The organism is Tannerella sp. (assembly GCF_052170195.1).
Taxonomy (GTDB): domain Bacteria; phylum Bacteroidota; class Bacteroidia; order Bacteroidales; family Tannerellaceae; genus Tannerella.
In genome coordinates, this window is sequence record NZ_JBQNAZ010000044.1 from 1 (window position 1) to 21,360 (window position 21,360).

The window sequence follows — 21,360 nt, forward strand, 5'->3', positions numbered from 1 at the left end:
CGACTTTTAGTCGAAATCGAACCTATGGATTTTCAATCCATAGTGGTTCAGTTTTTTCGGAGAAGCGTTACTTTTGTCTCTCGTACGATAATTAAGATCAGATTGCTATGAAACGTTACGGAAGTATCATCGGCGTAAGGCCGGAAAAACTGGAAGAATACAAAAAATTACATGCGGCAGTGTGGCCGGAGGTTTTACAAACTATTTGTGAATGAAATATCCGCAACTATTCAATTTATTACAAAGACGGGCTGCTGTTCAGTTACTACGAATATGTGGGAACGAATTACGAGGCCGATATGAAGAAAATGGCAGCCGATCCGGTCACCCAAAAATGGTGGACATTCTGCGAACCCTGCCAACAACCGCTCGACACACGCGCCGACGGCGAATGGTGGGCCGTAATGGAAGAAGTATTTCATACGGATTAACTTTTCTTGACTGTTTTGCGGGTTTTTATTTTCTTTATGTGATATTTACATAAAACATGGATTTATGCTACCTTTGTATGGCTAAATAAAGCAGAATAAATAAAAAAACACAGATATGAAAAATCGTTTTCTAGAACTTATCGAAGGCAGTCTCAAGGTTCATTGGGAATTGCCCGCATTGACCGATTATCAGGGCGAAACATTTTACTACAAAGACATTGCCGCCGAGATTTATCAACTGCATATTTTGCTGGAACAAGCCGGCATCCGTAAGGGCGACAGGGTAGCGCTCATCGGACGTAATTCGTCGCGGTGGGTGATTAGTTTTTTCGGTATTCTTTCATACGGTGCGGTGGCGACCCCTGTTTTGCACGACTTCAAGCCCGAAAACGTTCATCATATTGTCAATCACTCGGAGGCCAAGGTTTTGCTTGCCGCCAAACAAAACTGGGAAGTACTTAACGAGCATGCCATCGCGGATGTCGAGTTGATTTTGTCGCTCGAAGACTGGTCGGTGATTCGTAGCAAACGTCCGGAAGTGATGAAGGTGCGCGAACAGATGAAGGCTATTTTCAGCAAGCAGCATCCTTCGTTTTCGGCCGATGAGATACGTTTTCATGTGGAAGAACCGGAAGAATTGGCGGTACTTAATTATACATCGGGTACGACAGGTTTCTCCAAGGGCGTCATGCTGCCTTACCGCAGTTTGTGGAGTAACACGAAGTACGCGGCAGACAATTTGCCTTTCGTGCGCTCGGGCGACCATTTCGTGTGCATGCTTCCCATGGCGCACATGTACGGACTGGCTTTTGAAATCCTGAACGGCATCAATAAAGGCTGCCATATTCATTTCCTGCCGCGCATTCCCAGCCCGAAAATCATTATCGACAGTTTCTCGGCGGTTAAGCCGCGATTAATTATCACCGTGCCGCTGATTATCGAAAAGATTGTGCGAAATAAAATCTTTCCGGTTCTGGAACAGCCTAAAATGAAATTTCTTTATAAGTTGCCGATCGTGAAACAGATGATCCGTCGGAAAATTTTAGCTCAACTGAATGCCACTTTCGGAGGTGAATTTACCGAGGTGGTGATCGGAGGAGCGGCGATCAATAAGGAAGTAGAAGCTTTTCTTCGTCTCATCGGGTTCCGGTACACGGTCGGATACGGTATGACGGAGTGTGGCCCGCTGATTTCGTACGAGCAATGGGATACGTATAAGGAAGGTTCCGTCGGGCGGATTGTTGACCGGATGGAAGTGAAAATCGATTCGCCTGATCCTGAAAATGTCGCGGGCGAGATCATGGTGCGCGGAACAAACGTCATGCTTGGCTATTATAAAAACCCGGCTGCCACGTCCGAAGTAATGGCTGCCGACGGATGGATGCTTACGGGCGACCTCGGCATGATGGACAAAGACGGTTTTCTCTTTATCCGCGGACGAAGCAAGACGATGATTCTCAGTTCGAACGGGCAGAATATTTACCCTGAAGAGATTGAAAGTGTTTTAAATAACCTGCCTTATGTAGGTGAGTCGCTTATTGTGAGTTATGGCGACAAATTAGCCGCGTTGATTTATCCGGACAATGAGCTGGTGGCGAAAAACGGGCTGACGGACGAAGAACTCAACGCGGTGATGAAGGAGAATCTGACAACGCTCAACGAGCATATTCCGAAATACTGCAAAATAGAGGAGTTCCGGCTGCGTACCGAAGCTTTTGAGAAGACGCCCAAGCAGAGCATCAAGCGTTACCTCTATCAGGAGAAGACATAATTTTATGTTGTCAAAAAAAACGGCCCAACCTGATACATTGAAAGATCAGAGGGGCCGTTTATTACATAGTGCAAGTTTTTATTCTACATAGCGGACTTTGGAAGCGTCGCGCGGTTTGGCTTCGGGCGATTCGTCGGGATAACCGATCGCAATAGCGTAAAAAAGTTCGTAACCCTCAGAAAAGTCGAGACGCTTCATATAGTCGGCGGCAACATCGCTTTTCATGAAACGTATCGGGCTACCGAGACAGCAGGTACCTAAACCCATGGCATAAGCCGCCAACATGATGTTTTCGCTTAATAAACCGCAGTCGAATTTTCCTTCGCCGTCTTTTCCGGCTACAAAGATAACGGCGGGAGCATTGCGGAACATATTTTTAAACTCAGGATCCTGCACCATTTTCAACATGCGCTCATCGTCCTTGGCGGATTCGACAAAGACTTTCGTAATACCGTCGATAAATTCGGTATTATCTACTACACGTACTTCCCACGGTTGTCCATTCATGGCGCTGGGAGCGTTGATGCCGCAGCGCAGGATGATGTCCATCTTTTCGCGCGGTACGGGAACCGTTTTATACTTGCGGATGCTTCGACGCTCCATGATGGTACGGAGCACCGGATTGTCTGTATCCTTATCGACCGTGAGAGAGTCTGTCGCGGTCGTCGCTTGATCCGTTGTGCCTGTGCCGTTACTGTTTTGGCATCCTGTAAAGAAGAGGGTTGCCGCGAAAAGGCAGCTTGCGTAATGTTTGAACGTCTTCATGTCAATATATATTTGGTGATAAAATATAAGATTAATAATCTTCATCGTCGGGAGCATTCTCCTGACGGATTTTGTTGCCGTCCATATCGAAATAAACGTAGATCCCATAGCGTCCGCCTCCGTTCGGGCGATAGGCGTATGTGGACATCTTGATTAAGGGACGTCCATCTTCTTCGACGGTATCGACATATCCGCTGTAAACATCGAGAAAAACGATCTTTCCTGTTGGCAGATCATAAATATAAGAATAAATATTTCGGGCATCGGGACATCCGCTGATTAAGATTTTCGAATCCGATAAGAGTATTATTTCTTCGATGGCTTCGATTCCTTCCTCTACATATTTATCTCCCTTTTTGATTTTTAATTTAGTTCCCTGTTTTCCAAAAGGCGAAGTTTGAAACAGAGGGGTCAGAGAACCATCGGGCGTATGCTTCACGTATAAAGTATATTGACCGATAAAATCGTCATCGCCGGGAGGTGCGTCCAAACGGAGATAAAACGCTTTTCCGTGTCCTTCGGCCAGAAGTGTCATATCTTCTCCGGCAGGCGTTTGATCCTGAACAAACGGTTCGGACATCATTTTGTCTTCTTCATCGAATGGAGTGGAGGAGGGCATCTGCTGAAAAGAAGATAACAGCAGAAAGACTATGACTGCCGATAAGGTAAAACCTGCGTTCCGAAAGATTGGGCTTGTTTTTCTTACAGATGCATTTTTCGCATGTTCGGCATTTTTCTTTTCCCAATTAAAAACGGAATAGATAGACTGAACGGATTTACTGAATTGTTTCATGATGATTACTTACTTTGGGTATTATGGGGGCAAAGATAACAAAAATTATAAATCACATCATTTAACAGACAGAATAAATAAACGAAAGGATTTCATGGTACGTATTACATCAAAAATCCGACTCGTTAGCAAGATTCCAGAGATTGAGAAAGGCCGCTTTCGTAATATCAACGGTTTTTTCCCAATTGATTTTTTCCGTATGGTCAGACGGTTGATGATAATCGGGATGTCCGTCGGTATGGTACCAAATCACAGGAATATCATGTTCGGCAAAGGATGAATTATCGCTTCCTCCGAGTGGCTTATCCCATGCGCGATAGTCGGGTTTGAGTTTTAACCCGTAAGTCGCGATGTCGTTTTTCAGCCAGTCGCCGAAAACAGGGTGAGCGGCGGTATAGAAATATACGACATGTTCCGGCTCAGCTTCGTTCGTGTTGCGCCCGATCATGTCGAAATTCAAATAACCTTTCACCTTGCCCAGATCGGCAAAGGTCTGCGTAAAATAGGCTGAGCCGAGCAATCCTTTTTCCTCGCCGTCCCATAGCGCGAAAATGACGGTTCGTTCCGGTTGCACACCGGTAGCTAAAAAAGCACGCGCTATCTGTAAAAGCGCGGCAACGCCCGACGCGTTATCATCTGCACCGTTATAAATCTGATCGCCGTCCAAATGCGGATCGTAACCCAGATGATCGTAATGTGCGCCGATGATTACGATTTCGTCGCGACGCTTACCCTCAATCCGGGCAAGCACATTGCGCATGGCAAGTTTCTGATGTACCCCTTTGCGAAGCATCGCGACGGAGTCGGGATGCACCTGAAAAGGTTTTTTCTGCTGACGCTCGGCGCGATAAACCTCGAAGGGCTGGTAATATGAGTCGAACAGAGGTTTTAGTCCCAATGTTTGAAGATAAGAGGCCAGATACACGCCGGCTACACGGCCTTCCTGACTTCCGGCTTCGCGCCCGCGCAGCGCATCATCTGCCAGAAAACCGATATGTGCCTCGGCAGTTGCACGGTTGATTGTCTGTAAACCTTTTTGTTGAGGTGTGTCTTGTGCGCGGGTGATGTAGCAAAGACATAAAGCGCTTCCTGTGATGATGAATTTCAGAAACTGTGTCATAAAAAATTAATGTTTTAGTGTTTTATACGAAAGAATATGAATGGTAACGCCGACAGCGATGGCTGTCAGGACAATCCGCAACCAAACGGGAATACCCATCAGCAGAACACAGTGGCCAATCGTAAGCCACATAATCGTAATGGAGAGAATCTTTGCGCGTAGCGGAATGGCACGCTTTTCGCGAATGTTACGAATATAACTTCCGAAATATTTATGATGAAGCAACCAACTGTAAAGGCGGGGTGATCCTCTGAAATAGGTTGCTGCCGAAAGTAGGAGAAAAGGTGTAGTCGGTAACAACGGAACAAATATCCCGATAATCCCCAATGCCAGACTGATACTTCCTAATACGATCCAGAAAATTCTCATTGCTTGCATACTTGCCGACTCTGACAGCACCGCAAAGATAATGCTTTTTTTATGAGTTGACAGAAAAAAACATACGACTTACAAGATAATCATTACTTTTGTACTACAAACAAATGGAATATACATGATACGGTTTGAATGTGATTATGCCGAAGGAGCGCACCCTAAAATTCTGGAGCGCCTCGTGCAAACAAACTTTGAACAGACAAAAGGATATGGCGACGACAGACATTGCGAGCATGCACGGCAAATCATTCGTCGTCTCTGCGGTGATCATCAGGCGGAGATTCATTTTCTTGTGGGAGGAACACAGACCAATACAACCGTTATAGCTTCTGTCTTGCGTCCGCATCAGGGGGTTATCTCGGCCGATTCGGGGCATATTAACGTGCATGAGACAGGGGCTGTCGAAGCTACCGGACATAAAGTGCTTGCTTTACCGGCTTTCGACGGTAAACTGTCAGCCGCACAAGTGGAAGAAGCCGTTCTCGCTCATCGGAATGATGCCAACCGCGAACATACGGTACAGCCCGGAATGGTGTATATCTCACAACCCACCGAATGTGGTACGTTATATTATAAGGAAGAAATACAGCGTCTGAGCGAGGTTTGCCGTCGTTACGGAATACCTTTTTTTATCGACGGAGCACGTCTTGGATATGGCCTCGAAGCCGAAACAAACGATCTCACGCTAACAGATATGGCCCGATTGTGCGATGTATTTTATATCGGTGGAACGAAAGTAGGCGCACTCTTCGGTGAAGCGGTAGTCATTCTTGCCGATACACTTAAGCAAGACTTCCGTTATCTGATGAAGCGACAGGGCGCTATGCTTGCCAAAGGAAGATTACTGGGCATTCAGTTTGAAACCTTATTCGAAGATGGACTGTATTTCGATATCTCGCGTCATGCCGTTCGCATGGCCATGAAAATACGCGACGCTTTCGAGGCGAAAGGAATTTCGTTCCTGTATTCTTCGCCCACCAATCAGCAGTTTCCTGTTTTGAACGATATACAAATCGCCTCGTTGTCGGAGAAATACGCGTTTGAATATTGGACAAAAGTCGATATTCACCATACCGCTGTACGTTTCTGCACAAGCTGGGCAACACGCGAAGAAGATGTGAAAGCATTGATAGAGGATCTGAAGCATCTCCATACCTCTGTCGGTTGTGACAGGAGCAATCGGTAAACCGGACAACAAAATTATAGACAGCATTACTATCATTGATCATCAATGCATCTGACTGAAGAACAGATTATCAAACTCGCACCTGATGCGGCTTCCGAAAAAGCGGGGAAAGGGCTTGCCTCACCGGCTAAATGGGTTCTTCGCGAGTATAGCGAACGGGCGTTGTGGGGACATTGCCAGGGTAGTGGTAAAAACCCGTACCAGACACAGATAGATTTACAAAACATTGCGTTCAAATGCTCGTGTCCGAGTCGTAAATTCCCCTGCAAACATGGCCTGGGACTGTTGCTGCTCCATGCATCACATCCCGAACTGTTTCATCGAACGGATGAGCCTGAATGGGTAAAGACATGGCTTGAGAAACGAAGCGAAAACGCCGAGAAAAAAGAGAAACGTGCACAGGAAAAAGCAAATAAACCTGTAGACGAAAAAGCCCGGCAGCGCAGGGTAAACGAACGCCTCCGCAAAGTGAACGACGGTGTCGAAGAGTTGCAGATACGTTTGAAAGACATCCTTCGTAACGGTTTACTCAACATGCCCGAAAAGATTTATACGCTTGCCCCCGAAATGAGGCGACGTCTGATCGACGCACAAGCCCCCGGACTGGCTGCCATGGTCTCCGAACTGATGAGGATCGACTTTGAAACTGAAGTCTGGAAGTATGATCTCACCGATGCGTTGAGTCGCATTTATTTGCTGGCGGAAAGTTATAAAAATATTGATACACTGACTCCCGAATGGCAGGAAGAAATAAAAAGCCTGATCGGTTTTACGCAGGCAAAGGAAGAGATACTGTCCGGATCTCCCGTAACCGATACGTGGATGGTGTTGTACGTTCGCGAGGAGAAGCAAGATAAGATCACGGTGCAGTATCATTGGCTGTATGGCAAATTTTCAGGGTATTATGCGCTTTATCTTCAATTCCTTGCGCCCGGTGTCGTCCCTGAAGTTACGTTGCTTCCGGGAAGCTTTATTTCGGCAGATATGTATTTTTATCCGGGTGTTTCGTCGCAGCGGGTATTATTTAAACAACATACGGTGTCACAAGATATTTTTGCTCCGCGAGCGTGTGTTTCCGTCGCGGAAGTTATGGCAATGTTTCGTGAAACCGTTACACGTAATCCGTTCGTGACGAAGATGCCTGTTATCATAGCTCATTTGCGCCTTACCCAACAGGGGAATGAACTTCACGCAATGGATGCGGACAAGCACACGGTTCCGCTATATCTTACCGAAAAAGCCCGTGCGCAACTCCTTCTCATTACGGGAGGTAAACCCTTTTCCGCTTTCCTCTTTGCCGACGCAAAACGCTGGAACATTAAAACTATATGGGTAGAACAGCATTATCATATACTTGACAATGAAGATGACGAATGATTTGATCCATTTCGGACTGCTGGGTACGACAGGAAAGGAGCTGTTGCCTTCCGATATACCGCCTTTTTTGCACGTTACGCTCGAAAAAATCAAGGCTTCGCAAAATGATACGGAAGATGGTTTTTACAAAATAGCAGCGGCACTTTTTACCTGCTGTCGGAGTGGTGCGGAGCCGGTTTCAAGGCCGGAAGTCCAAGCGTTGCCTGAAGCATTGCCTGAAGAGAAGGCTTATTTATCGGTCGCGAAGGCGCGTCTACTCAGTGATCTGCTGCAAAACAACAACATCAGCCTGTTGCTCTACGGATACGACTGTACGATCCGTCAAAACCAACTTCTTCCGCCCGGCTGCTTGCCGGATATGCTGTCGCATGCTTTCGAAAAAGGGAACCCCAACGCTTACGAAGAAAAAAAGAGGCTTTCGCAATTGATCGGAAACCGTGGAAATTGGTATTTGCAGCGGCAAGGGTTGCAATGTCTGGAAGAGGAAAAGGAATTACCATGGGACACGTCGACCCATGCCCAACGAAGAGCATTGCTCCGCGATATCCGTTTGCGTGATCCGCAGAAAGCGCTCGAAATGTTGTGCGGCGAGTGGAAGAACGAATCGGCTCAACATCGTGCCGAGCTACTCGAATGCTTCGAAGTTCGTCTCTCCGTTGCCGACGAGGTCTTTATCACCGAAGCATATAAGGCCGATCGCAGTGAAACGGTCAGAAATACAGCCTTATCGCTTTTGCAGAGGTTGCCGGAATCGCAGGTGGTTCGTTTCTATTGGGACACATTGAAAGAACATCTTCGCTATCGTCGTTTTTTCGGATGGTCTGTCACTGCAATCGAGTATTCCGAAGAATTGAAAAAGTACGGCATCGCCGAGATCAGCCATAATAAAGGTGAGTCGGACAGTGATTATATTTTGAGGCAGCTATGCGAAAGTGTGCCACTCGCTTTCTGGTGCGAACTGTTCGATTGTGACCGCGCGAAAGCCGCCGAACGATTACGGGAAAATCCGCCGTTTGCGAAATATTTCACAGTCTCGCGTCCGGTGCTGAGGTTCAACGACAGGGAGTGGGCGTTCATATTGTCGCAAAAAACATCGCAGATCAATTATGCCTACATCCCTTTGCTGACACCTGCACAACGCGAGCAACTAAATTTCAACAATACCTCGGTCGAGGGAATACACCCTGACCGGTCATGGTTCGGAGGGGCCGGTGAACCATGGGGAGTCAATTTCTCGACGCATGTCCTGAAAATGATCTTGGGGGCCCGCTTCTTTTATCAGGACAAGGAAACTTCGGAGTTACTGGCGTTCCATATACCTCCCGAAATGAAACGTCATCTCCTTGCGTTGGAACAGAAATATGCTGACGATGCTCACGGACGTGCCGAATACTGCCGGAGAATCAGACAATATATGGAAATAAAAAATGAATTGGAAAAATGAATACATTATTAAGACAACATGCAGAACAACAATTCGCTGAAGAATTGGCTGCACTGAAGAAAAATGAGACACAGAAAATACCGGAGAACTGGGCAATGTCTCCTCAGTCGGTCGTTACTTACTTGATGGGTGGCAAACTTAGCGATGGGTTTGAGGTGTCGCCCAAGTATATCGGGCAACGGCGTCTGATGGAGATTGCTGTGGCTACTCTCGTGACCGATCGCGCCTTATTGCTTTACGGATTGCCCGGAACGGCTAAAAGTTGGGTCAGCGAGCATCTGGCTGCCGCCATCTCCGGCGATTCGACCATGATTGTGCAAGGAACGGCAGGAACAGGAGAGGAGTCGATCCGCTATGGCTGGAATTATGCCAAGCTGCTGGCCGAAGGGCCGACCGAGGCGGCCATGGTACAGACACCTGTGATGCGTGCCATGCGCGAAGGTAAAATTGCACGTGTCGAGGAGTTGACGCGTATCGGTTCCGATGTGCAGGATACACTGATCACGATTCTCTCGGAGAAAAGCATGCCGATCCCCGAGCTGGATACCGAAGTACAGGCGATCCGGGGATTTAACGTGATTGCTACGGCCAATAACCGCGACAAGGGCGTGAACGACTTGTCAAGCGCTTTGAAACGACGCTTTAATACGGTTATTTTACCACTTCCCGCTACGATTGACGAAGAAATCGACATTGTGCGTCGTCGCGTGGAGAGCTTCGAAAAAGTTATGGAACTGCCGGCCGAGAAGCCTGCTTTGGAAGAAATCCGCCGTATCGTCACCATCTTCCGCGAACTGCGTGCCGGAGTGACCGAAGACGGCAAGACGAAGCTTAAAACACCGAGCGGCACACTCAGCACTGCCGAAGCTATATCGGTCATGAACAATGGACTCGCTCTTTCCGGATATTTCGGCGACGGCCGGATTAATGCTTCCGATCTTGTTTCGGGTATCATCGGAGCCGTTGTTAAAGACCCAGTACAGGACAAGGTTGTCTGGAACGAGTACATGGAAACGGTGCTCAAGACGCGCGATGGCTGGAAAGATATTTACCGTGCGGCCAGAGATTGGGGTGAATAGAATGCGGCTGTTATGGAAATCCGTTTTTTAGGTATTCGCCATCATGGACCGGGATCTTGTAGAAACGTGGTACATGCGTTACACCATTTCCACCCCGATCTGATCCTGCTTGAAGGGCCGCCCGAAGCGGAACCGTTGCTTTCGTATATCGCAGACCAAGCGATGAAGCCGCCCGTTGCTCTGCTTGCCTATTGCCCTGATGATCCTCAGACGGCTGTTTTTTATCCTTTTGCCGAATTCTCGCCCGAATGGCAAACTTTACGGTATGCCACGGAGCAACATATCCCGATACGCTTCTTCGACCTGCCGCTCATCTATGCGTTGGCAGTCGACAAAACGAAACAACACGAAGAGAAAGTAGCGGAAACGGATGAGGGGGAACAGCACAACGTAGACGAAGCAATCGATACACATGATCCGTTCGACCATTATGCCCGTATTGCAGGATATGACGATGGAGAGCAGTGGTGGGACGTTGAAATCGAGAGCCGTCGCAATGCAACCGGTATTTTTGAAGCTGTAGAGGAAGCCATAACGGCATTGCGTGAACATCTGCCGGAGCGAAAAGAGCGTAATTTGTTACGCGAAGCGTGGATGCGGAAAATGATACGTACTGCCGAGAAAGAAGGGCATGAAAAGATTGCCGTTGTATGTGGAGCCTGGCACGTGCCGGCTTTGGTCATCATGCCCAAAGTGAAAGAAGACAACGAGCGACTCAAAGGCTTATCGAAAATCAAGGTGGACTGCACATGGATTCCGTGGACGTACGACCGTCTTTCGCTTTACAGCGGCTATGGCGCCGGCATCACCTCGCCGGGATGGTATGAACATCTGTGGTTCAATCCTGCTGACGACGGTACCCTGTGGGTATCCCACATAGCCGCCTTACTGAGGAAAAACGGGATGGATGTATCGGTGGCACATGTCATCGAGACCGTCCGGCTTGCAAATGCTACAGCCGCCCTGCGAAACGAAGCGCATCCCTCGCTCTCCGACTTCAACGATGCCGTCACGACGGTGATGGGCTTTGGCGACGATACGCTCTTGCGACTGATACGTCACGAGTTGACCGTCGGGAACCGTATGGGAGAGGTGCCGGACCATGTCCCGAAAGTGCCTCTTGTACTCGATGTGGAACGACAGATGAAAAAGTTTCGTATCCCCGCAAATACCGAAGTGAAAAAGATCACGCTCGACCTGCGCGAACCGAACGATCTGGCTAAGAGTATATTTTTTCATCGGCTGGCTCTGCTGGGTATCGACATGATCACGCCGGAAGAAAGTAGCGGGAAAGGTACTTTTAAAGAAAACTGGAGCAGTTATTACAAGCCGGAACATATCCTGACTGTTATCGAGCGTGCGATATGGGGCAATACATTGGCCGAAGCGACCGTCAAGTACGTGCACCACAGAGCCGGACAGATAAACGGGATAGCCGAACTGACGGAGATGCTCGAAAAAGTCATCCCCGCCGATCTGCCCGATCTGGTTACTGCAATGACGGAACAATTGGATGCTCTTTCGGCCGTTACGACGGACATCATGCAGATGATGAAAGCCGTGCCCGGACTTGTTCACATCGTACACTACGGTAATGTCCGCAGGCTCGACTATTCATCGGTCGAAAAGATGCTGCATGCGTTGCTGGCGCGTATCATGGCCGGCGGAGTATTGCTCTGCATGCATATCGACGAGGAAGCAGCCGGCGAGATATGGGAACAGCTCAGTTCGGTCGATTATGCGCTGGCCACGGCGAATGATGAGGAACTGACGATGATGTGGATCGAAACCGTTCGGAAAATCAACAGCTCAGTACATACTCATCCCTTGCTGTCGGGCTATACTGCGCGGTTATTACGTGATCGGGAGCTCCTTTCGGCCGATGATATGCAACGCGTACTTCGTTATTATGCTTCGGTAGGCAACACGCCGTCCGATATGGCGTTTTGGTTTGAAGGTTTTCTGAAATCCTCGGGCACGATATTGCTTATCGACGAAGATTTCTGGAAACTGATCAATACATGGATGGCCTCTCTGCATGCAGACGATTTTATGACGCTATTACCCATTCTCCGACGTACTTGTGGAGACTTTACACCGGCCGAACGCCGCAAAATCGGCGAAAAGGCTCAATATGGGACGGACAAAAATACCGACGGTATGTCGGATGATGTGAATTTTAATCCGATGGAGGCGGAGAAAGTCATTCCGCTGATTTGGAAATTAATCGGAATCAAAAATAATGAATAAGACGAACGACGAAGAAACGGTAAGACGCTGGCGGCTGGTGTTAGGTCGCGAATATGACGGTACCGGTTTATCGCTCTCGGAGATGGATATGAAGATTGATCGCTCACTCGAAGCCGTTTATGGCGATCATGAGCGGAGAGGCGGATTAGGCGCTTCAGCACCGAAGGTCAGCCGCTGGTTAGGTGACATACGCGAGTTTTTTCCGCAGAGTGTGGTACAGGTAATTCAAAAAGATGCGATCCGGAGGCTCAACCTCACGTCGCTCCTGACTGAGAAAGAGATGCTACAGCATGTGGTGCCCGATGTGCATTTGGTTGCCACTCTGATGAGCTTGAGCCGTGCTATTCCCGAAAAGAACAAAGAAATCGCTCGTCAGGTGGTACGAAAAGTCGTAGAAGAACTGCTTCAAAAACTTTCCTCTCCGATGCAACAGGCTGTGACCGGCGCCTTGAACCGCAGCTCGCGTCGTCGTAACCCACGACACAACGAGATAGACTGGAGGGTCACGATAGAGAAAAATCTCAAACATTACCAACCGGACTACCGGACCATTATACCGGAAGTACGTATTGGCTTCGGCCGTAAGCGACGTGCCCTGAAAGACATCATCCTTTGCCTCGATCAGAGTGGGTCGATGGGTACCTCTGTTATTTATTCCGGGATATTTGGATCGGTACTTGCCTCCATCCCTTCGGTTTCTACGCGCATGGTCGTTTTCGATACGGCTGTAGTTGATCTGACTGACGAACTGCAAGACCCCGTTGATTTGCTCTTCGGTGTACAGCTGGGTGGCGGAACTGATATTCATCAGGCGTTGGCCTATTGTTGTGAGCTCATTACCCGTCCCGAAGAGACGGTCATGGTGCTCGTCACAGACTTGTATGAAGGAGGAGACGAGAAGGAGATGCGCAAAACGTTTGTCTCTCTTGTTAATAGGGGAGTACAGCTTATCGTCCTGCCTGCATTGAATGACGATGGAGCCCCTTCGTATGATAAAGATAATGCTCGTTTCCTCGCCGAGATCGGCGTACCGACATTCGCATGCACGCCCGACAAATTCCCCGAACTCATGGCGGCGGCACTGAATAAACAGGATATCACACTATGGGCTTCGCAGCATATAAAGATGTGATAAACCAATGCTTAAGAAACATGACAGAAATCATCTTTCGGTGTCCGGAGGCGAAATCTCGTCGTTTATATCTCCTTGTTATATGTGCCGTGATGGATTATTTTGAGATTTTCGTGACCCGCATGCTCCTCTGTCCTAAAGCGGCCGATCGTCCGGGACTTCATTTTAGGCTCCATATCGACGGCGGAACCATTCTTTGAAAGTTTCGTCTTTCTGCCTATCGGAAGTTCCGGTGCGCAGCCCGGAAAAAGTCGTCGTATATCATGACAGCCATACATGCGGCACACAGGAGAATCGATTTTATTGTTTTTTTAACATGTTTATTGCAATATATTCCTTATCTTTGGGCTACTGATCTTTTAAAATATTCACCCAAATTAAATGACGATTATGTTTAACAAAAAAATTGAAACGGCAATCAACGATCAAATCAATGCCGAATTATGGTCGGCCTATTTGTATTTGTCCATGTCGGCTTATTGCTACGACAACGGATATAACGGAGTCGCCAACTGGTATCAGGTACAATTCAAAGAAGAGCAGGATCACGCCATGATTCTGTTTAACTATGTCATCTCGCGCGGCGGAAGCGTTACCCTCAAACCGATCGAGAAAGTTCCGACGAAATGGGATTCGCTGCTGGACTCTTTTGAGGAAACGTTGAAACATGAGCGGATCGTGACCGGGCTGATCAACGACTTGTATACCTTGGCGCTGCAAGAATCCGATTATGCTACCCAAAGCATGCTGAAGTGGTTTATCGACGAGCAGGTAGAAGAAGAGGAAACGGCTCTGGATATCATCAATAACCTGAAGATGATAAAAGACAACGGATACGGACTGTATATGCTCGATAAGGAACTGTCGGGACGTACGTATAAAACGGCTGCTCCCCTCACAAAATCGGGAGAATAAGGTTTCGTCTGTGAATAAGTCAATCCGACGGAGAGCGTAAAGAAATGCTCTTGCCGGCAGAAAAAAGAGGGTGTGTCTAAACGCAATGTTTGGGCACACCCTCTTCAGACATGTAAGAATGGGTGAAATGCGAATCGCTAAAATGCCGTTACAAAAGGCTGAAAGCTACCGTAAGACCTGCCATGACAATCGCTACCATCGACATCAGTTTGATCAGAATATTCAGCGATGGCCCCGATGTATCCTTGAACGGATCGCCTACCGTATCGCCTACTACCGTCGCTTTATGCGCCTCGGATCCTTTGCCTCCGTAATGACCTTCCTCGATGTATTTCTTGGCATTGTCCCAGGCGCCGCCCGCGTTAGCCATGAAAACGGCCAGCACAAATCCGGTACCCAATCCGCCTATTAACAATCCCATGACACCGGCTACTCCGAAGATGATTCCGACAAGTACCGGTGCGATAATAGCCAATATCGACGGGAACAGCATCTCACGCTGTGCCCCCTGTGTCGAAATCGCCACGCAACGCGCATAGTCGGGCGTTGCCTCTCCGGTCAGGATGCCTTTGATCTCACTGAACTGACGCCGTACTTCTTCCACCATCTTGCGAGCCGCACGACCGACCGCGTTCATCGTCAGGCCGCAGAAGAGGAAGGCCATCATCGAACCGATAAAGACTCCGATCAGGACTTTCGGGTTCATCAGATCGACCTGATAATACGCCATAAAGTCGAGGATGGTCGCGCGTGTTACTTCTACCGTGCGTCCGGCGATATCGATCGTCGTCGTGCCGATATGCTGCAATCCCATCTTCACCTCCTCGATATACGAAGCCAGCAAGGCCAGTGCCGTCAGTGCTGCCGATCCGATCGCGAATCCTTTGCCTGTTGCCGCCGTCGTATTACCGAGCGCATCGAGCACGTCGGTACGTTGGCGCACATGCGGTTCGAGTTTGCTCATCTCGGCATTTCCTCCCGCATTGTCGGCGATAGGTCCGTAAGCGTCGGTTGCCAGCGTAATACCCAAGGTCGATAACATCCCGACGGCGGCAATGCCGATGCCATAGAGTCCCAGGCTGAGGTTCGCGGCCGTCAGCAGATTGGCCGTATCGAAGCCCGTGGCGCAGAGAAAAGCCAGAATAATGGCGCAGGTGATGGTGAGGACGGGGATCGCCGTCGAAACCATGCCGATGCCCAAGCCCGAAATGATGACGGTGGCCGGGCCTGAGTTCGAACTGTGAGCAATCGATTGCGTCGGCTTATGCGAGTGAGACGTATAATACTCGGTCGACTGTCCGATAATCACCCCGGCGATCAATCCTACAACGACTGAGCACGAAATTCCGAACCAGTTGGGCATTTGCAGCAGATACAAAATGCCGAAAGCAGCTACGGCAATCAGTACCGAGCTCAGGTTTACTCCTGTGCCGAGCGATTTGAGCAACTGCTGCATGCCTGCTCCCTCCTTCGTCCGGACCGTATAAATACCGACAATCGAGAGCAAAATACCGGCGGCGGCGATCAGCATCGGAGCAAGTACGGCTTTCGCCTGCAGGTCTGCACCGTCGTAAAACGCCGATGCTCCGAGTGCGGCCGTTGCAAGGATCGAGCCGCAGTACGATTCGTATAAGTCGGCGCCCATACCGGCCACATCGCCCACGTTATCGCCTACGTTATCGGCGATCGTCGCCGGGTTGCGCGGGTCATCTTCGGGGATACCCGCTTCGACCTTGCCCACCAGATCAGCGCCCACATCGGCCGCTTTGGTGTAAATGCCTCCGCCCACACGGGCAAACAGCGCCTGTGTCGATGCACCCATGCCGAAGGTCAGCATCGTCGTGGTGATGATCACCAACTTCTGTGCGCCGGTGGTGTCGATAAAATAATCAAGAACCAGATACCAGAGCGAGATGTCCAGCAGTCCGAGGCCGACTACGACCAACCCCATCACCGCTCCCGACCGGAATGCGAGCTTCAGCCCTTCGTTCAGTGAATTACGGGCTGCATTAGCCGTCCGGGCCGAGGCGTATGTCGCCGTTTTCATGCCGATAAATCCCGCCAGACCGGAAAAAAATCCGCCGGTAAGAAAGGCAAAAGGCACCCAGGGGTTCTGCACATTAAAACCATACGCCAATATGGCGAAGAATAGAGCGAGAACAATGAAAACCACTGTTACGACTTTGTACTGTTGTTTAAGGTAAGCCATTGCTCCTTTTCGTACATGTGCGGCGATCTCCCGCATCGTTTCCGTTCCTTCGCTGGCTTTGCGCATTTGTTTGTAGAAAAGACCGGCAAACAGAAGCGCTAATACGGAGGCCAGAGGGACAAACCAAAATAGAGTTTCCATGATTTATGATATTAATGTAAATTAAATTTCACAAATATATAAATTGCTCTCTTGTAAATGCAAATATTATGTGTTAAAAATAAGGGATATTTACATTTCTGCCCTTTGTGGGGTTTTCGAGGGGGGCGGTTTAACCCACATTACGCGATACCCTGTTTGGCGTTTACCATTAATAATGGACGTGCGAATGTACGACAATGGTTACGTCAGACTTACAGCCCTCCCAACGGGAATATTGCTTTTTCCCCAACGCTCCGCTTCCGCTCTTTCCCCCCTTTGAAGGGGGGGAGGGGGGGATGTCCCTCTGCGTTCGGAATGACAAAGGCGGTTATTCGCGTCCATTCGCGCCCATTTGCGAAATTCGCGTTCGGATAACCCTGCATAACCATTGTCCGAAAGGGCTGAAAGCCTGAATTAAATTCATTCTTATTTCTTCTATCGCGGAATCCGGGTTTAAGCAGGGTAGAGCAGGAGGGGAGAAAACGTATAAAGCGGTGTGTCATAACAGGCGAACTGCTTCGTTGCTTTCGGAATGCGAACTCGGTCACATACGTTAGTATGCTCCCTCGCTCTCATCCTTAGCGCCTTGTTTTTCACCCATTCTTACACACCAAAAGAAGGGTGTCCAAGCATTGCGTTCCGGCATACCCTTATATAGGGGTAAAAAAGGATAGTTCAATATATTGTTACGACATCCGGCTCTTGTAATCTTCGTAGGTAAAAGCGCGCAGCATATCGAGTGTACCGTCTTCGCGGAGTATGGCCAGCGAAGGATGCTGAATGCCGTTGAACATCGTCGTTTTGACGGTCGTATAATGAATCATGTCTTCGAAGATCAGCGGGTCGCCGATATGCAACGGCCGGTCGAACGACCAGTCGCCCATAAAATCGCCGCTCAGACAGCTACATCCGCCGATACGGTACGTCGGTTTGCCCGGAACGGCGTCCGTCGCATGGCGAACGGCCGGTTTATAGGGCATTTCGAGACAGTCGGGCATGTGGCACGTGAACGACGCGTCGATAACGGCCGTTTCGATGCCGTTGTTTTCGACGAGGTCGACGACTGTTGTCCGCAGAAATCCCGTTTGCCAAAAGAAGGCGCTGCCCGGCTCCATGATGATCTGCAAGTGCGGATACTTGGCTTTAAACTCGTTTAATAGTCGGAGAAGGAAGTCGATATCATACCCTTTGCGGGTCATCAGATGGCCTCCGCCCATATTCAACCAGCGGACTTGCGACAACCATCGGCCGAAGCGCTGTTCGACAGCCTGCAACGTGTTTGCCAGATCTTGCGCGGACGATTCGCAGAGCGTATGAAAATGAAGTCCTTCGACACCTTCGGGAAGTTGGTCGGGCAGTTTGTCGGAGGTGATACCCATTCTCGAGCCCGGCGCGCAGGGATTATACAGATCCGTAGCGACATCCGAATATTCGGGGTTGATGCGTAACCCGCACGAGATGCGACGGCCGTCGGCAACGACCATCGGGTAAAATCGCTCGAACTGTGATAACGAATTGAACGTGATATGACTGCTGCATTTCAACAGATGCGGGAAGTCGGCTTCCGTGTAGGCCGGCGAGTACGTATGTGCCGGAGTGCCCAGCTCTTCGTAAACTAACCGGGCTTCGTACACGGAGCTGGCGGTGGCATACGCAATATATTCGCGTACGATGGGAAAAACTTTCCACATAGCAAACGCTTTCAGCGCCATAATGATTTCGATTCCGGCGCGTTCTTTCACGTCTTTGATGAGCGTCAGGTTACGTCGTAAGAGCGATTCTTCGATGACGTAACACGGCGAAGGGATGGTTTGTATATCCATTGTTTTATTTGATAACCGTTATTTTGGCATATTTTAAAAGCAGCGTGCGGCTGCCCGAATAATCGAAATGTACCGTTGCCTTGGCGTCGCCTCCTTCTCCTTCCAGCGACACGATTTTTCCTTTCCCGAAGCGTTCGTGCCGGATCGTATCGCCCACGTGCAGGCCGTTCAATGATTCAACTTGTTTTACGGTCTCTGCCTCCTTGTGCTCGATACGCTTAAGGCGTGAGGGAGAGGACGTGCTTCGTGTGGGCTGCGGGGAGTAAGATGCGCGGGAACAGGCCGGTTCGTATCGTTGCGGGTCGATCGGCTGGCGGATCATGCCCGAATCGTCCGGCCGATGCAGATACGTCGGGTCGATATCGTCCAGAAAATGGCTGGGCGAGCTGGTCTGGTGCTGTCCGTTGCGGAAACGGCTCTTGGCGCAGGTAATGATACAATGGCGTTTGGCACGCGTGATGGCCACATAAAACAGCCGCCGCTCTTCTTCAATGGCGCGCAGGCTGTCCATGGCCATCGACGAGGGAAAAAGATTCTCCTCCATGCCCGCGATAATCACGTGGTCGAACTCTAACCCTTTGGCCGCGTGAACGGTCATCAGGGTGACTTTGTCGGTATCATCTTCTTTATCGCTGTCCTGATCGGTGAGCAGGGAGACCTCCATCAGGAAGTCGGCCAGCGACACGCGTTCGTTCCCTTCTTCGCGTTTGTTCTCGCAAAATTCATGAATCGCCTTCAGCAGCTCCTGCATATTTTCCTGCCGGCTGATGCCTTCGACCGAGCGGTCTTGGAAAAGTTGCGCCGCGATACCGCTTCGTTTGATGGTAAGTTCCGCCATCTCTTTGGCCGGCAGACGGGTCGATTCCGTCATCAGCTCTTCCATCAGGGTTTGAAATTCACGGAGCTTGCGTGCCGTTCCTTCGTGGATGGGGACAGAGTAATCGGCCGGCTGCGAAAGCGCTGTCCAGACACTGACCTGATGCCGGTCGGCGGCGCTGAGCAATTTGCCGACCGTCGCGTCGCCGATGCCTCGCGCCGGATAGTTGATGATCCGTTTGAGCGCTTCCTCGTCGTGCGGGTTGACGATGGCCCGGAAGTAGGCGATCAGGTCTTTGATTTCCTTGCGCTGGTAAAACGACTGTCCGCCGTAAATTTTATAGGCGATATTTCTTTTCCGGAGTGCTTCTTCAAGGATACGCGACTGCGCATTGGTGCGGTAGAGCACGGCAAAATGGGCGTAGGAGCTCCGTTCGTTCATCCGCAGTTCGAGAATCTGCGAAGCGATCAGATACCCTTCTTCATAGTCCGAATATGCCGAAAGGACGCGTATTTTGCTGCCCGGCTCGTTTTCGGAGTAGACATGCTTGGGAATTTGCCCTTTATTTTTGCGGATAAGGCTGTTGGCCGCATTGACGATGTTTTGCGTCGAACGATAGTTCCGTTCCAATTTGAACAGGCGATAGTCGGGGTACTGATCTTTGAAGCGCAGCATATTATCGATGTTGGCTCCGCGAAACGAGTAGATGCTCTGGGCATCGTCGCCGACTACGCAGATGCGCCGGTGTTTCTCGCACAGACGCGTCACGATCAGGTGTTGCGCGAAATTCGTATCCTGATACTCGTCTACCAGCACATAGCGGAACAGTTCCTGATATTTTTCCAGCACCTGCCGATGGTCGCGAAACAGCAGATTCGTCTGTAGCAACAACTCGTCGAAATCCATCACGCCGGCCTGATAGCAGCGGCTCTGGTAGCGCCTGTAAATCTCGTGCAGCATGGGAACTTTCGACTTCGTATCGTATTCGATCAGCTCCCTGTTTCGTTCGTACGCCTCGCTGGTGATGAGCCTGTTCTTCGCGTTCGAGATGCGGCTTTGCACCATGCCCGGACGGTAGGTCTTCTCGTCGAGCTGCATCTCTTTGATGATGCTGCGGATCAGGTTCTTCGAGTCGGACGCGTCGTAGATCGTGAAATCCGGCCGGTAACCGATCGCTTCGGCCTCGCGGCGCAAGATACGGTAGAAGATGGAATGAAACGTACCCATGCTCAGCCGACGCCCCAGCGACTCGTCCGTGAGCGTAGCGATACGGTGTTTCATCTCGCGGGCGGCCTTGTTCGTAAACGTAAGCGCCAGAATGCTGTAAGGGGCCAGTCCCTGTTTAAGCAGATGAATGATTTTGTACGTCAGGACGCGCGTCTTGCCCGAGCCCGCGCCCGCTACTACCATGGCCGGACCGTCGCAGTACAACACGATTTCGCGCTGATTATCATTTAACTCGTCTAATATGGAATGGTTCACCTTCGTTGCTTTTGCTATTCGGCATGCAAAGATATAGTATTTCCGGCAAAAACCATGATCGCCCCGGCTGGGGCGTCGTATCGCCCGAATCCTCTCCTGCTTGCGAGGCACGGTATTCAGGTATATTCCGAGGGGTATTTGGGTACGTCCGGAGGGATATTTAATACTGTTCGGAAATAAATTATGACCGGTTCAGAACCTGATTTCGGGTGGTTCGGAGAGATATTTCGATACGTCCGGAACGTATCGA

General features: G+C 49.7%; 15 protein-coding genes and 1 pseudogene. 9 read left to right on the forward strand and 7 right to left on the reverse strand.

Going from position 1 to position 21,360, the window contains the following annotated elements; all coding sequences use genetic code 11:
• Positions 1-107: 107 nt before the first annotated feature.
• Positions 108-431 (forward strand): annotated as a pseudogene (locus ACTTKA_RS10170) (L-rhamnose mutarotase).
• A 115-nt stretch (positions 432-546) separates the two neighbouring features.
• On the forward strand, positions 547-2,202 hold the full coding sequence (locus tag ACTTKA_RS10175) for an AMP-binding protein (RefSeq protein WP_442724950.1): 1,656 nt from the start codon (positions 547-549) through the stop codon (positions 2,200-2,202).
• A 78-nt stretch (positions 2,203-2,280) separates the two neighbouring features.
• Here the strand turns inward: ACTTKA_RS10175 and ACTTKA_RS10180 are convergent, their stop codons facing one another.
• The 4 genes from ACTTKA_RS10180 to ACTTKA_RS10195 form a co-directional block, all read right to left on the reverse strand.
• On the reverse strand, positions 2,281-2,967 hold the full coding sequence (locus ACTTKA_RS10180) for a nitroreductase family protein (protein ID WP_442724951.1): 687 nt from the start codon (positions 2,965-2,967) through the stop codon (positions 2,281-2,283).
• A 31-nt stretch (positions 2,968-2,998) separates the two neighbouring features.
• Positions 2,999-3,760: a hypothetical protein gene (locus tag ACTTKA_RS10185; RefSeq protein WP_442724952.1), complete on the reverse strand. Its 762-nt coding sequence runs from the start codon at positions 3,758-3,760 to the stop codon at positions 2,999-3,001.
• 109 nt (positions 3,761-3,869) lie between these two features.
• Positions 3,870-4,880 (reverse strand): M28 family metallopeptidase, encoded by a 1,011-nt coding sequence (locus ACTTKA_RS10190; protein ID WP_442724953.1) that lies wholly within the window; start codon positions 4,878-4,880, stop codon positions 3,870-3,872.
• 6 nt (positions 4,881-4,886) lie between these two features.
• The gene (locus ACTTKA_RS10195; protein WP_442724954.1) at positions 4,887-5,249 is read right to left on the reverse strand and encodes a YbaN family protein; all 363 of its coding nucleotides are present in this window, start codon (positions 5,247-5,249) and stop codon (positions 4,887-4,889) included.
• 124 nt (positions 5,250-5,373) lie between these two features.
• On the opposite strand from ACTTKA_RS10195, the gene ACTTKA_RS10200 reads away from it, so the two are divergent.
• From ACTTKA_RS10200 to ACTTKA_RS10230, 7 genes are all read left to right on the forward strand, one after another.
• Positions 5,374-6,441 (forward strand): threonine aldolase family protein, encoded by a 1,068-nt coding sequence (locus tag ACTTKA_RS10200; RefSeq protein ID WP_442724955.1) that lies wholly within the window; start codon positions 5,374-5,376, stop codon positions 6,439-6,441.
• 45 nt (positions 6,442-6,486) lie between these two features.
• The gene (locus ACTTKA_RS10205) at positions 6,487-7,818 is read left to right on the forward strand and encodes an SWIM zinc finger family protein (protein WP_442724956.1); all 1,332 of its coding nucleotides are present in this window, start codon (positions 6,487-6,489) and stop codon (positions 7,816-7,818) included.
• The gene (locus ACTTKA_RS10210) at positions 7,802-9,262 is read left to right on the forward strand and encodes a DUF5691 domain-containing protein (RefSeq protein ID WP_442724957.1); all 1,461 of its coding nucleotides are present in this window, start codon (positions 7,802-7,804) and stop codon (positions 9,260-9,262) included. The genes ACTTKA_RS10205 and ACTTKA_RS10210 overlap by 17 nt, the downstream gene beginning before the upstream one ends.
• On the forward strand, positions 9,259-10,341 hold the full coding sequence (locus ACTTKA_RS10215) for an ATP-binding protein (RefSeq protein WP_442714437.1): 1,083 nt from the start codon (positions 9,259-9,261) through the stop codon (positions 10,339-10,341). The genes ACTTKA_RS10210 and ACTTKA_RS10215 overlap by 4 nt, the downstream gene beginning before the upstream one ends.
• 12 nt (positions 10,342-10,353) lie before the next feature.
• Positions 10,354-12,591, forward strand: coding sequence for a DUF5682 family protein (locus ACTTKA_RS10220; RefSeq protein WP_442724958.1), 2,238 nt, complete (start codon positions 10,354-10,356; stop codon positions 12,589-12,591).
• Positions 12,584-13,723: a vWA domain-containing protein gene (locus ACTTKA_RS10225; RefSeq protein ID WP_442724959.1), complete on the forward strand. Its 1,140-nt coding sequence runs from the start codon at positions 12,584-12,586 to the stop codon at positions 13,721-13,723. Before ACTTKA_RS10220 ends, ACTTKA_RS10225 begins: the two co-directional genes overlap by 8 nt.
• A 390-nt stretch (positions 13,724-14,113) precedes the next feature.
• Positions 14,114-14,638 (forward strand): ferritin, encoded by a 525-nt coding sequence (locus ACTTKA_RS10230; protein WP_060828637.1) that lies wholly within the window; start codon positions 14,114-14,116, stop codon positions 14,636-14,638.
• Between the two features lie 148 nt (positions 14,639-14,786).
• On the opposite strand, the gene ACTTKA_RS10235 is transcribed toward ACTTKA_RS10230, so the two are convergent.
• From ACTTKA_RS10235 to ACTTKA_RS10245, 3 genes are all read right to left on the reverse strand, one after another.
• Entirely contained in the window at positions 14,787-16,988 is a 2,202-nt protein-coding gene (locus tag ACTTKA_RS10235; protein WP_442724960.1) for a sodium-translocating pyrophosphatase, read from the reverse strand.
• Positions 16,989-17,674: 686 nt separating this feature from the next.
• On the reverse strand, positions 17,675-18,811 hold the full coding sequence (gene nspC, locus ACTTKA_RS10240; protein ID WP_442724961.1) for a carboxynorspermidine decarboxylase: 1,137 nt from the start codon (positions 18,809-18,811) through the stop codon (positions 17,675-17,677).
• Positions 18,812-18,815: 4 nt separating this feature from the next.
• Entirely contained in the window at positions 18,816-21,110 is a 2,295-nt protein-coding gene (locus ACTTKA_RS10245; RefSeq protein ID WP_442724962.1) for an ATP-dependent helicase, read from the reverse strand.
• Positions 21,111-21,360: the final 250 nt, after the last annotated feature.

Coding starts and splice junctions, on each gene's coding strand:
- ACTTKA_RS10225 (WP_442724959.1), top strand. CDS start 12,584: ATGAATAAGACGAACGACGAAGAAACGGTAAGACGCTGGCGGCTGGTG.
- ACTTKA_RS10185 (WP_442724952.1), bottom strand. CDS start 3,760: ATGAAACAATTCAGTAAATCCGTTCAGTCTATCTATTCCGTTTTTAAT.
- ACTTKA_RS10210 (WP_442724957.1), top strand. CDS start 7,802: ATGAAGATGACGAATGATTTGATCCATTTCGGACTGCTGGGTACGACA.
- nspC (WP_442724961.1), bottom strand. CDS start 18,811: ATGGATATACAAACCATCCCTTCGCCGTGTTACGTCATCGAAGAATCG.
- ACTTKA_RS10215 (WP_442714437.1), top strand. CDS start 9,259: ATGAATACATTATTAAGACAACATGCAGAACAACAATTCGCTGAAGAA.
- ACTTKA_RS10175 (WP_442724950.1), top strand. CDS start 547: ATGAAAAATCGTTTTCTAGAACTTATCGAAGGCAGTCTCAAGGTTCAT.
- ACTTKA_RS10220 (WP_442724958.1), top strand. CDS start 10,354: ATGGAAATCCGTTTTTTAGGTATTCGCCATCATGGACCGGGATCTTGT.
- ACTTKA_RS10235 (WP_442724960.1), bottom strand. CDS start 16,988: ATGGAAACTCTATTTTGGTTTGTCCCTCTGGCCTCCGTATTAGCGCTT.
- ACTTKA_RS10195 (WP_442724954.1), bottom strand. CDS start 5,249: ATGAGAATTTTCTGGATCGTATTAGGAAGTATCAGTCTGGCATTGGGG.
- ACTTKA_RS10190 (WP_442724953.1), bottom strand. CDS start 4,880: ATGACACAGTTTCTGAAATTCATCATCACAGGAAGCGCTTTATGTCTT.
- ACTTKA_RS10200 (WP_442724955.1), top strand. CDS start 5,374: ATGATACGGTTTGAATGTGATTATGCCGAAGGAGCGCACCCTAAAATT.
- ACTTKA_RS10230 (WP_060828637.1), top strand. CDS start 14,114: ATGTTTAACAAAAAAATTGAAACGGCAATCAACGATCAAATCAATGCC.
- ACTTKA_RS10180 (WP_442724951.1), bottom strand. CDS start 2,967: ATGAAGACGTTCAAACATTACGCAAGCTGCCTTTTCGCGGCAACCCTC.
- ACTTKA_RS10205 (WP_442724956.1), top strand. CDS start 6,487: ATGCATCTGACTGAAGAACAGATTATCAAACTCGCACCTGATGCGGCT.